Source organism: Sporosarcina thermotolerans (genome assembly GCF_030067815.1).
In the GTDB taxonomy this organism is placed as follows: Bacteria; Bacillota; Bacilli; order Bacillales_A; family Planococcaceae; genus Sporosarcina; species Sporosarcina thermotolerans.
Genome location: NZ_CP125968.1, coordinates 1,878,369 through 1,891,597, shown reverse-complemented (window position 1 = coordinate 1,891,597; position 13,229 = coordinate 1,878,369). Strand labels below are relative to the sequence as shown.

The following is a 13,229-nucleotide window of genomic DNA, read 5'->3' as shown; positions in this document are numbered from 1 at the left end:
TGGACACATTTATCATGTCCAACCTTCCCCATTCAATTATTTTTTCTTTTTCGCCACTGCAGTAATCCAACCACCAATTGCGATTGATGCAAGTACAATCCAGAAGATCAATTTCCACAATGTCGAATGTGGGAATGCCTCATCGATAATTTGCAAGTTCGGATGTGCCAATGTCAGAACGACTAATTTAACACCTACCCAGCCGACGATTAAGAATGCAGCTGTTTCAAGGGATGGATATTTTTCAAGCAATACAACGAACTGTCTTGCTGCAAAACGGATGATAACAAGACCGATAATTCCACCAAGAAGCATGACAGTGAATTGGCCGCCGTTTATTCCACCGATATGAAAATCTCCAAGCTCTGGCAAGGTAACAGCCAATGCAACCGCAGCAAGCATTGAATCGAGGGCGAAAGCGATATCAGCAAGCTCTACCTTTAACACAGTCATCCAAAAACCGGATTTTTTGCGTGGTTTTTTTAAATCGTCATGGTCTCCTTTTCCTTTATCCAATAAGCTTTTGATGGATATGAATAAAAGATAAGCTGCGCCAAGTGCCTGTATTTGCCAAATATTCACCAAGAACGTAATCATGAACAAAGCTGCAAAACGGAAGACAAATGCTCCTAAAAGCCCGTAAAACAATGCCTTCTTCTGTTGTACCTTTGGCAAATGTTTTACCATTACAGCCATAACAACTGCATTATCTGCAGCCAACAATCCTTCAAGTGCTATCAATACTACAAGTACCCATGCGTATTCCAATAATATTGCTTCCAACTAATTTCCTCCTTAATAAACCAAATAAAAAAACCCTCACCTAATAAAAGGCAAAGGTCTCGCTAAGTCAGAAATTCAGACGTGAATAATCCTGCTATCATAACCGATGGCACTTGCCACGTATTGACGACTATGAAATAGGTTGCCCTATAGCTACTCCCCTTTGACAACTGTCAAAGAACTAATATGTTGTTGAGTGAATTCTTATGCTTAATTGTACCATCATTAATTCTTTAATACAATTTTTATTGATAGAAAAAAGGTAGGTTCTTTTACCGTTTTCCCCAATGGCACGTTTTCTTGTCTGCTGATCAAACAAGCTATAGATGATTGGAACGATATACAACGTTAAGAACGTTGAGCTGATCAGACCACCTATAACCGCAATTCCCATCGGCTGATTCATTTCCGTACCTTCGCCTATGCCTAACGCCAAAGGCAGTAGACCTAAAATAGTAGTTAATGCGGTCATCAAAATAGGCCGGACCCGATCCCTTACAGAAGCGATGATTGCATCATAAGAAGTCATCCCTGCTTCCTTCCTTTGATTTATATAATCGACAAGGACAATCCCATTGTTTACTACGATACCAACAAGCACAAGTATACCGATAATGGCTGTAACACTTATTGGTGTCGATGTTATCAATAATCCAGCCGCCACGCCAATCACCATCAACGGCACGGAGAACATGATAACGAAAGGATATTTAAAGGATTCAAACTGTGCAGCCATTACGATGTAAACTAATACGACAGCAAGAGCGATGGCTAATAGCATATCATCAATGGCATTATCGAATAACTCCCTGTCGCCGCCATATGACATTTCCGTTTCTTCGGATATATCGATTCCATTGATCATTTCCTCTACTTTCGTAGTCATATCACCCATCGATAAGGATGACACATACTTAACATTAAAGGTAACCGAATGGGCTTGATCGACCCTTCGGATTGAAACAGGACCTTCTGCAATTGAAATTGTGGCAACATCCTTTAGTGCTACAAAATTACCCATTTGAGTCCTTAATTTGATTTTATTTAAAGCCTCTATACTGTCTCGATATTTTTCATCATACCTGACGATAACCGAGATTACTTTTTCATTTTCATCAACTATTTGCGATGCAAAAGTACCCCTTGTTATTGTGTTTACAGTTTGAGCGATTTGGTATGGAACCAATCCAAGGTCGGAGGCTTTCTCCCGATTCACATCTATATGAATCTCCTCAATTGTATCCTGAAGATTATTTGTAACCTTAAGTACTGAATCCAGTTTACGCAATTCATTATTAACCTTCTCAACTGCGTTTTTCAACCTCGCTTCATCCGTGTCTTTCAATGAAAATGATAATGTATTTGGATTAGAACCCGCTGCTGTTTGCATGTCAAAGCTTACACGGGCATCATCACCTACCAGTTCAAGCACTTCCGGTTGTACATCATCTATGAACTCGAAAACCGAACGTCCCCGGTCTGATAAGGGAACTAATTTGACATACATTTCCGCAGTGTTTGTTTTAGAGCTGCCTTGCGCCATGCTTTGCTGTGTTCCACCTACAAGACTTACATAAACTTCTATTTCTTCTTCTTCCTTTAATTTATCCTCAATTCTTTTAACGACTTCATTTGTTGCTGTTAGTGAGGACCCATTTGGAAGCTTAACGGAAATACTGAAGAATCCTTCATCTGTTGGCGGAAGGAATTCCGTACCGACTTTGAATAATCCGAAGCCGCTTCCTACAAGCAAGATACCTGTCATGATTAAAATAAATGCGCGATGCTTCAATGACCATTTTACTGATCGCTCAAAATTATTGAATGCCTTGGAACGACGCCTTCTTGCATCAATATTCCCCTTTGGTTTATTCAGCATTCGGCTTGCCATCATCGGCACAACTGTCAAAGCAACTACAAGCGAGGCAAATAGGCTAAAGGATATCGTCAATGCGAATTCTGTGAAAATCTGTCCAATCAGTCCACTAATAAAGATCACAGGAACAAAAACAGCAAGTGTTGTTAATGTTGAGGCTGTTATTGCACCACTGATTTCCTTGGCACCATCTCTCGCAGCATCTACACGGTCTTTCCCCATTGCAAGATGCCGTTCGATATTTTCGATCACAACAATCGCATTATCGACCAACATTCCTATACCAAGCGCCAATGCTCCCAAAGTCATTATATTCAGTGAGAAATTCGCAAAAAACATGAGTACAAATGTAACAATGACTGAATATGGAATAGCTACACCGATAATAATCGGGCTCTTTATACCCCTGAGGAAAAAGAACAAGACAAGCATCGCGAATAATCCACCAAGTATTAATGATTGTCCGATATTACCGATCGCAAGCTTCACATAGTCGCCTTGATCGAATAAAATATCAGCCTTAATATCCTTGAATTCATCTTGTTTTAGCAACTTATCCAATGCATTCTTAAAGGCGGTAGATACTGTTGCTGTATTAGCTCCTGATTCCTGAAGCACCGACATAAGCACGGCCTTTTGATCATTCGCTCTTGTTTCAGAAGATACCGGCGCCTCAAGTAATGCCACTTTCCCAACCTCAGAAATCTTTACTTTCTTCCCAGTCAAAGGGTGTGTACCGACCGTAATATTTTGTATATCAGTAACAGAAGTTAGTGAACTGATTATTCTTGTAGTCAGCTGTTTTCCATCTTGCGTTTCAATTGGTTCACCCGGCATGGATACATTATTCGCCTGAATCGCCTGAACAATATCCGATTGAACCATTCCGTTGCTTTCCAATTTACTCTGATCTAATATTACCTGGACTTCTTCTACCAATTTACCTGAAACGGTTACACTGGCAACGCCATTCGTCCTGCGCAATTCCGTCTCGAGACGTTCTGATAGTTCCCTTATGTCAGCCCCTTCAGCATTCGTTCTAAGCGACAACTGAATGACCGGAAATTGAGCAGGGTCAAACTTCATGAATCTTGGGGCTTTTGCTCCTTCCGGTACTGGAACTTGGTCAATCCTTTGCATAATATCCAACTGAACATCATCAATTTTTGTAGACCAATCGAACATTAATAAAATGAAATTTGCACCTTCCTGTGATGAAGATTGCATTGATTTCAATCCAGGAGAAGTGGATAGACTCGCCTCAAGTGGCTTCGTTAATTTCTCACTCACCTCAGTCGATGAAGCACCCGGATAATTTGTAACGACGACTGCAACAGGCGGATTTAACTCTGGTATTAACGTGACAGGAATCTTGAAAAAGGAAACTGTCCCTAAAATGATGACAAGTAACATCGTAACAATTGTAAAAACCGGTCTTCGTATGGAAAAATTACTGATCTTCATTCGCAAAATTCCTTTCATTTACAAAACTCTCTCTATCCATCATATTGAAATTCACAACCAACATCAAATGCGGACTACAATATATATTTCGCCAAATACAACCGTTTCCCTGCGCAGGTACTCGTTTATATCTGAATCCGCTCGTTCTATCGTGGAACCGCTCGTTTATTCCTGGAATCGCTCGTTCTTTCGTGGAACCGCTGTTTATTCCTGGAACCGCTCGTTCTTTCGTGTAACCGCTCGTTTATTCCTAAATCCGCTCGTTCTTTCGTGGAACCGCTCGTTTATTCCTGGATCCGCTCGTTCTTTCGTGGAACCGCTCGTTTATTCCTGGAACCGCTCGTATTCCAGAATCCGCTCGTTCATCATACAACGAAGTACGTTTTTATTTTGACAAAGGCACTTGGCGCGATATTTTAGATGTTTAGTAAAAAGGGTTTACCGCGTGACGTTAACCATTTTGTATCAAACATACCGCCGTATTTTTTAATACTTTCGACAATTTCAATCAGACTATTCCAAAATTCGACAAGTTTGGATACAATGAAGTGGAGGTGATGATGTGTTAGTAAAAAATAGAACAAAGACAATGGAAATTGACGGACTAATCGCATTGCTAAAACGAATGGGGAAAGGAGATGAGAGAAGAACAAGAATTGAAGAGAGATTGTACAACTTACAAGCCGGATTCGGGGGTGAAAGTCAATATGATAAGTATTTAACGGAATTCAAACCCGACTTTCCACATGCTATATTGCATTACGTCACACTTTGCGACGATAATACTTTCTTCCAAATGGATTCCATATTGATTACTCCAGCGTTTATCGTAATTTCGGAGGTCAAGAACATTGCGGAGAAGATCGTTGTTAAATCTAACCCTTTACAGTTTATCAAGGAATATCCCACCGGAAAAAGACTGCCATTGAAAAATCCAATTGTTGAAGTGGAAAGAAAAATGTTCCATCTGAATAGTTGGTTAAAAAAGCGTAAAATCAACATTCCAATAAAAGGATTAATTGCATTCGCTTATAACAATGAACTAATAATCGAGGAACCCCCTAATATGGACATCATGTTTACCTACGAAGTTGCCGCACATCTTAGAACATTATCGGTTACTCAAAGCATTCTTGACAAACCGAAAATCCACTCATTAGCACAAAAGATGGTTAAAAACCACAAAGAATTCCACCCGTTTCCTTTAATAAATAAATATAATATCCATCTTAGCGATATAAAAACAGGTGTTTTCTGCCCCATTTGCAGTAGCCTTTCCATGAAGTGGGAATATCAAAAATGGAGATGTACAAGCTGCGGTCACACAGGGAAAAAGGAACACCAAAATGCTTTATTTGATTGGTCAATGTTAATAAGGGAAAATATCACAAACAAGGAATTCCGCTATTTCACACGCTTGAATGACAGACATACAGCTAAAAGGTTACTGGCCACATCGTCGGCGGAACTGACTGGAAACGGAAGAGGTTCAAGATACAATATTGTCTTGCGTCCCGAGACTAAATTACCTTTATCGTAGAACCTTGCACCATATGGACGTATTGCTGAACCGCGGAAACTTGGTTAGTGTTTTGATCTGCTATATCGCGCTAAATGCATTTTACAAATTAATATTACTATCTTTTCAACCAGTGCTTGTTTATATCAATAGGCACTTGTTTTATTTGTTAATCGCTCGTTCTTTCGTGAAACCGCTCGTTTATTCCTAAATCCGCTCGTTCTTTCGTGGAACCGCTCGTTTATTCCTGGAATCGCTCGTTCTTACGTGGTACCGCTCGTTTATATCTGAATCCGCTCGTTCTTCTTCACAACTGCTCGTTTTCTCGCCCGCCATCGACAAAAAACCGGGAGGACTTTTAAACGTAAGTCCTTCCGGTTCCAGTTGTTCTTATAATAAGTTATATAGCTTAATATCAGGATATTTATCTCCGAACCAGCGGAGCGCGAATTCATTTTCGAATAGGAAGACAAGATTGTCATAACGGTCTTTTACAAGCATGGAGCGTTGACCTGTCATTGACTCTTTAACATCACTTTCATTTTCAATCCAACGAGCGACTTTTGAACCGACATGCTCCATATTGACTTCAACATTATACTCGTTTTTCATACGGTGCTCGAACACTTCGAATTGAAGTTGACCGACAGCGCCGAGGATAACTTCTTCTGTATGAAGTGTTTTATAGTATTGAATGGCACCCTCCTGGACCAGTTGAAGAATCCCTTTATGGAAGTGCTTTGATTTCATAACGTTTTTTGCCGTGACTCGTACGAATAGCTCGGGAGTAAACTGCGGCAATGCTTCGAATTGGAAATTCAACTTGCCCCCAACTACTGTATCGCCAATCTGATAGTTCCCTGTGTCGTAAAGACCAATTATATCCCCGCAACCGCTTCGTTTACAGTTTCACGATCATCCGCAAGGAATTGTGTTGTCTGGGATAATTTAAAGGACTTTGAAATCCTTGGTACAGTAACCGACATTCCTCTTTCGAAGGCACCAGATACAATACGAACGAATGCAATTCTATCGCGGTGAGCCGGATTCATATTCGCTTGAATTTTAAAGATAAATCCTGAAAAATCTTCAGATTGCGGGTCGACCTGCTGATCCTCCTTCGTCTGACGAGGTTGTGGCGGTGGAGCAAATTGAAGAAACGTCTCCAAAAATGTTTGTACACCGAAATTAGTCAATGCACTACCGAAAAATACCGGTGTCAACTCACCTTTCGATACACGCTCAATATCAAATTTATTTCCAGCCTCATTCAATAGCATTACATCTTCAATAGCCTGTTTATAATAGGACGTTTCTGTCATCGGGTGCTCGACTGCAAGCTCCCCTTCTTCATTCAAAGGTAGGTAATGACTGTCGCCTTCAACACGCGCTTGTTCAATCCTATTATTGAATCGATCGTATACGCCGATAAACTCTTTCCCCATACCGATCGGATAGTTCATGGCATAAGATTGAATTTCAAGAACTTCCTCAAGTTCTTCCATTAATTCAAGCGGTTCTTTCCCTTGGCGGTCCATCTTGTTCATGAACGTGAAAATAGGAATGCCTCTCATTCGACAAACTTTGAACAACTTGATTGTTTGAGGTTCAATTCCCTTTGCTGAATCGACCATCATGACAGCGGCATCTACAGCCATTAGTGTACGGTACGTATCTTCACTGAAGTCCTCATGTCCCGGTGTATCCAAAATATTGACGCGCTTCTCATCATAGTCAAATTGCAAAACCGATGATGTAACTGAAATTCCACGTTGCTTTTCAATTTCCATCCAGTCGGACGTTGCATACTTACCAGTCTTTTTACCTTTTACAGTACCTGCGTCCCGAATTGCCCCACCGAAATAAAGCAGTTTTTCAGTCATAGTCGTTTTCCCAGCATCTGGGTGGGAAATGATTGCGAATGTGCGTCGGGATGCGATTTCTTCATTTATAGGTCTTTGCATTTTAAACGAACTCCTTCTTTTCTGCTTTTATAAGCATAGACAGATTACGAGCCAATTTCAACATTTTTTTCTTTGTCAATAGAACATTATATGTAAAATAGAAAAAGCTGCCCCAGAGACAGCTTTTTCGTCATACTCAATTGTCCAAAATACCTTCGCCAAACTTTTTCTTCGCCTCATCCAATGCGATTGTTGCATCTGAATGCGGCAGTTTTTCCCTGCCTACAATTTGAAAATCTTCATGACCTTTTCCTGCAAAAATAATGATGTCTCCTGGATCAGCAACTGAAACAGCATGGCGGACAGCTTCTTCCCGATCCCCTATGCACGCATAGCGTTCATGTTTCATACCTGCTTCCAATTCGGCAAGGATGGATTCAAATGGCTCATCACGAGGATCATCAGTCGTTAAAATAACATAATCCGAAATCGAAGCCTTCTCCGCCATGATTGGACGTTTCTGTCTGTCTCTATTTCCCCTGTCCCGATAACAAAGATTAATTTGCTATCAGCATCTTTATATGGAAGAACAGCTTGAATCGCCTTTTCTATTGCATCTGGAGAATGGGCATAATCGATATAAATCGTCAATGGCATATCGGTTTCCACTTTTTCCATTCGACCTTTCGCTGCCGGAATAACAGCAAGCCCGTCTAAAATTTCTTCCATTTCAAGCCCTTTTGCAAATAGCGCAGCAATGACGGCAAGCGCGTTATAGACATTAAACTCTCCAATTAGGGACATGGAAGCTTCAAACTCTCCCACGGGTGACACTAATGTAAATGTTGTGCCTTCCACAGTTAACTTAATGTCTTTCGCCATAAAATCTGCATTTTTATGAACTGCATACGTCAAAATAGGGTAAGGTGTCATTTCCATCATTCGCCCACCCCAAGGATCATCAACATTCACTATTCCAAATTTCGATTGACTTAAATCTTGTCCAAGCTGAGCAAATAATAGACCTTTTGCGTAGCCGTAGTTTTCCATAGTCTTATGGAAGTCCAAATGGTCATGTGATAAATTCGTAAACACGGCAATATCGAACTCCGTACCAGCCAATCTTCCTTCCATAAGGCCATGTGAAGAAACTTCCATCGTCATTGTTGTGCAAGCTGCATTTGCCGCCTGATTGATCATCTGCTGGGTCGTCAATACATCAGCTGTAGTGTTTTCTGTTTCATATAACACTCCATCCAAGTTAAATCCAATCGTTCCAGTAACAGCTGACTTTTCGCCGACATGACTTAATATGGAGTGCAGCATATTGCTGACACTTGTTTTTCCGTTTGTACCGGTAACACCGATCATCGTCATCTGTTTGGAAGGATAATTAAAGAATCTCGGTGCGAGTAAGGCGACTGCCCTTGTGGTATCTTCAACATAGACGACTGCTTGCTTGTCCAAATCCACTTCGATTTCACGTGACGCAACAATAACTCGCGCCCCTTGGTCGATTGCTTTTTGCACATAAGCATGTCCATCCACTGTAAAACCTTCAATACAAACAAAAACGCCGCCAGCATTCACAGTACGGGAATCCACAGCAAGATCTGTAACAATTTCAGGTAAATTCCCTTCCACTTTCTTTATCGGTAAGCTTGAGAATAAATATTCGCTTTCCATGACCTGCCTCCAATCAATCCATCATGTCTGAAGTAATATACGAATGTAGTAATTGTGCTGTCGCTTTTAACGAGTCGACATGTGTCCTCTCAAGTGCATGGGACAATTCAATCCCCGGTCCGAATAATGCATGCTTTACATCGAATCCTGCACGGATTGCAGCAGACGCATCCGAACCATAGTATGGATAAATATCAAGCTTGAATGGAATGCTTCCTTTTTCACAAAGACCCGTCAAATGTCTTGTTAATGCATAATGATACGGACCGCTCGAATCCTTTGCACAAATTGAAACTGTGTATTCATCCGAGGATTGTCCATCTCCTATTGCCCCATGTCGACAGCTATGTATTCAACTGTTTCAGGCGTGATATTGGAGTTCCCTCCGTAACCGATCTCTTCATTGTTCGATATATAGAAGTGCGTTGTATTTGGTAATTCAATCCCATTTTCCGTTACCGAACGGACGAGGTCAACCAACAACGCTGTGCTCGCTTTATCATCAAGATGTCTTGATTTGATAAACCCGCTTGGAGTCACTTCAAATCTTGGGTCAAATGAAACGAAATCTCCCACCTCAATGCCAAGCGCTTTCGTTTCAGCTGCATTTTTCACCTTTTCATCAATGCGAACTTCAATATTGTCTGCATTTCTTTCTGCAGTACCTGAGTTGCGGTATACGTGAACTGTAGTTTGGTGCATAAGGATTGTCCCTCGAACTTCCTTGCCGGAAGCTGTATGTATATGACAATACTCTCCTTCAACAGCATTCCAATTAAATCCGCCAATCATCGCTAACTTAAGTCTTCCGTTACTCTTTATTTCTTTGACCATTGCTCCGAGTGTATCAGTATGTGCCGTCAATAATCGATGGCGGGAATCGTCTTTCCCTTTAACCGTCGCGATAATTGCCCCTTTATTCGTTCGTTTGTAAGTGACACCAATATTCGTAAATTCATCGCTGATTACTTTCATCACCTTTTCGGTAAAACCGGAAGGACTTGGTGTTTCCACTAATCTTTTTAACAGCTCTGTCGTTCTTGCCTCATTAAATTGATACATTCCCTACATCCCCTTTTTCGTTTTATATGATACTTATACTACTACAATAAAACAGGTTTTTCCCAGTATAATTATCGAATGATTCGCTTGATAAGCGAAAGTTTATTTCCATATGGCGGGAATCCCATACGCACAGAAAGTTTCGTACTCTTCTTCAAAATTGATTTTGAATGGGTGAACAAATCAAAACTTGCTTTGCCATGGTAGGCGTTCATACCGGATGCGCCGACTCCCCCAAACGGTAGATGAATGTTACCAACATGGGAAATCGTATCATTTATACAACCTCCACCAAATGGGAGATTTCCCAAAAAGTATTCCCGTGCTTGTGTATTCTCACTAAATAGGTAAGCTGATAGCGGCTTCGGTAATTTTTGAATTCTATGAATAACTCCCCCTAAATTCTGATAAGTTAGAATCGGTAGGATAGGTCCGAAAATCTCATCCTCCATGGACGGATTCGACCAAGTGACATTATCCAAAATCGTCGGGCTGATGAATAAATCATCGCGATCCATTTTACCGCCGAATACAATATTCTTCTTCTCTTTTTGAATCAACTCCGACAAACGATCAAAATGCTTGGAGTTAACAATCCTGCCGTAATCCACACTTGCGGAAACTTCTTCGCCGTAAAAATCTCGTATGCAATTGACAATTTCCTTTATCAGCTTATCCTTCACAGTCTCATGTACAAGGATATAATCTGGCGCAACACAGGTTTGTCCATTATTAAGAAATTTCCCCCAAACAATCCGCTCAGCTGCAATTTTTATATTCGCTGTTTGATCAACAATTACAGGACTTTTTCCACCTAACTCGAGCGTTAAAGGAGTAAGTCTTTCAGCGGCAGCTTTCATGACGATTTTTCCGACCGTTACACTTCCAGTAAAAAAAATATAGTCGAATGGTGCGTGTATAAGAGCATTTGTCTCCTCAATTCCGCCATTTACGACATGGATAAAATCGGATGGGTAGAGTTCCGTTAATAGTTCATTTATAAGTGTCGTTGTGTGAACAGTAGCTTCTGACGGTTTAACAACTGCACAATTACCGGCTGCAATGGCTCCAACTAACGGATCCATTATTAATTGGAAAGGATAATTAAAAGGGCCGATGATTAATACCGAACCATATGGCTCGCGTACGATGAAACTTTTTGCAGGTTGTAAATGGGCTGGTGTTTTCACTTGCTCAGGCTTCATCCATTCTCTCAAGTTTTTTATCATCAATGAAATACTCGATAAAACAAATCCTACTTCAGTTACATACGCTTCAAAAGGACTCTTCCCTAAATCTTTCTTCAAGGCTTCATGAATTTTATCTTCATTCAATTTGATCGCATCTCTCAAGCGCATCAACATTTCAATTCGAAAATCGGCGTCTTTTGTCTTGCCCGTCAGGTATAAGCTTTGCTGCAATTCGATTATTGTATCAATATTATTTTGAACATCCAACATCTCGGCGCCTCCTTCAGCGAAAACAAATTGTCAATATAGCAAAAGGACTGAATTTAAAACGACAAATTCCGACCAATTACGCAGTTTGGCGAAAAGCTTGTCAACATATACTATGGTTACACAAATCGTTGGGGCATTCCTGCTTTTCTGTTATTTTCAATTGAAATCACTACCAAAAGATGGATTGAAGGACTCCATCTAACAATAGGCCTTAAGATTCTTTTTCAATGGTTTACGTTTTAGTTCCTTTCAGTACAGGGTAAGGAATTACACAATCGCAAATAGTGAATATAATTGAAATGGAGGAAATGAACATGACAACAACAGATACTTGGTGGGAAACAATCTTTGAGGGAAATCTTTCATTAGGTCTCAACAAGGAACGCATCTCGGACCTGAACGATGAAAATTTCCTCTTCTTTGACGACCGCTTTGAACAAGAAAACGAACATACACATTCATAATAAATAACCTGGCTTTCCTATATAGGGAAGCTTTTTTCATGCTCAAAGTGTCACTCTATACTTCTCCATAAATACAATGCGGCGTAGCTTAAGTATGGTTTCCAAATCGGAATTTGTTCCATAATTTCTTCTTTTGTCGGTTTACGGTCCATTGCCCATATATTTTTCAGGGCGTTTTGCAACCCTATATCTGCTATAGGGAATAGATTCGGCCGCCCTAAACCGAACATGAGAAAGTTTTGTGCAGTCCATGGCCCAATCCCACGATGGGCAACCATTTCATGAATTATCTCTTCATCTTCCATCTTTTCAAACTTATTCAAGTCTAGATTTCCATCGACAATTGCACGTGAAAGTCCGATTACATATTCAGCTTTCCTCCCACTAAATTGAAGCTGACGTAAATCCTCCACTTTTAGTGCGGCGATTTTTTCAGGTTCTGGATATCGCCATACCCCATCTTGATTTTCGCCAGAGTTCTCAACAAATCGCATCGTTAAAACATGCGAAAATGCAAGATTTAGCTGTTGGTGAATGATACTTTTCATTAGTGTACCGTAAAGCGAGAACTCTTTGATAAGCGGTGTACCAGCATGTTCGACGAAAAGCTTCTCAAGGTTGGTATCCCGGAAATGATCAGAAACCGTATCTAAACGCCGATCAAAATGAAAAAAGGATTTCACTTTATCAACTTGCGATTCATCTATTGCGTTCTCCAGCAAAAACGAAGGTGAATCCGTGGTGCCTAAACCGCGTAGAGTGATGACATTCCCCTCTTCCATCGGAATCTTCACTTCCCGTTTTTGTAAATCGACTGCATTTACAGGATCCCCCGCCAACCGTTCGAGTGCTCGTTCAAAATCATAATTGAATGGTAAGGAAATTTGCATTTCCAGCCACCCCCCTTTCTTTCCATTCTACCTTTATATCATCGAAAGAAAAAACTTTTAGAAATGATGTTGACTTCTTGGACAAACCCGCTATAATAATAAATGTGCAGTAAGCAAGTAC

At 40.5% G+C, this 13,229-nt stretch carries 6 protein-coding genes and 3 pseudogenes; 2 read left to right on the top strand and 7 right to left on the bottom strand.

Annotated features, from left to right (window positions below):
• Nucleotides 1–36 precede the first annotated feature (36 nt).
• Both QNH10_RS10820 and QNH10_RS10815 read right to left on the bottom strand, forming a co-directional pair.
• The gene (locus QNH10_RS10820; protein WP_283731573.1) at nucleotides 37–783 is read right to left on the bottom strand and encodes a TerC family protein; all 747 of its coding nucleotides are present in this window, start codon (nucleotides 781–783) and stop codon (nucleotides 37–39) included.
• Nucleotides 784–964: 181 nt separating this feature from the next.
• Nucleotides 965–4,123: an efflux RND transporter permease subunit gene (locus tag QNH10_RS10815; RefSeq protein WP_283731572.1), complete on the bottom strand. Its 3,159-nt coding sequence runs from the start codon at nucleotides 4,121–4,123 to the stop codon at nucleotides 965–967.
• A gap of 562 nt (nucleotides 4,124–4,685) precedes the next feature.
• On the opposite strand from QNH10_RS10815, the gene QNH10_RS10810 reads away from it, so the two are divergent.
• The gene (locus QNH10_RS10810) at nucleotides 4,686–5,663 is read left to right on the top strand and encodes a nuclease-related domain-containing protein (RefSeq protein WP_283731571.1); all 978 of its coding nucleotides are present in this window, start codon (nucleotides 4,686–4,688) and stop codon (nucleotides 5,661–5,663) included.
• Between the two features lie 369 nt (nucleotides 5,664–6,032).
• On the opposite strand, the pseudogene QNH10_RS10805 reads toward QNH10_RS10810, so the two are convergent.
• The 4 genes and pseudogenes from QNH10_RS10805 to QNH10_RS10790 all read right to left on the bottom strand — a co-directional run bounded on the left by QNH10_RS10805 (nucleotide 6,033) and on the right by QNH10_RS10790 (nucleotide 11,754).
• Nucleotides 6,033–7,606, bottom strand: a pseudogene (locus QNH10_RS10805) (peptide chain release factor 3).
• Nucleotides 7,607–7,742: 136 nt separating this feature from the next.
• Nucleotides 7,743–9,232, bottom strand: a pseudogene (locus QNH10_RS10800) (UDP-N-acetylmuramoyl-L-alanyl-D-glutamate--2,6-diaminopimelate ligase).
• Between the two features lie 13 nt (nucleotides 9,233–9,245).
• Nucleotides 9,246–10,294 (bottom strand): annotated as a pseudogene (locus tag QNH10_RS10795) (M42 family metallopeptidase).
• Nucleotides 10,295–10,365: 71 nt separating this feature from the next.
• A complete protein-coding gene (locus QNH10_RS10790) occupies nucleotides 10,366–11,754 on the bottom strand; it encodes an aldehyde dehydrogenase (protein WP_283731570.1) in 1,389 nt (462 codons plus the stop codon).
• A 314-nt stretch (nucleotides 11,755–12,068) separates the two neighbouring features.
• Here QNH10_RS10790 and QNH10_RS10785 point away from each other — a divergent pair, with 314 nt between their 5' ends.
• Nucleotides 12,069–12,218 (top strand): hypothetical protein, encoded by a 150-nt coding sequence (locus QNH10_RS10785; RefSeq protein WP_283731569.1) that lies wholly within the window; start codon nucleotides 12,069–12,071, stop codon nucleotides 12,216–12,218.
• A gap of 50 nt (nucleotides 12,219–12,268) precedes the next feature.
• On the opposite strand, the gene QNH10_RS10780 is transcribed toward QNH10_RS10785, so the two are convergent.
• On the bottom strand, nucleotides 12,269–13,108 hold the full coding sequence (locus QNH10_RS10780; RefSeq protein ID WP_283731568.1) for a DNA-3-methyladenine glycosylase family protein: 840 nt from the start codon (nucleotides 13,106–13,108) through the stop codon (nucleotides 12,269–12,271).
• Nucleotides 13,109–13,229: the final 121 nt, after the last annotated feature.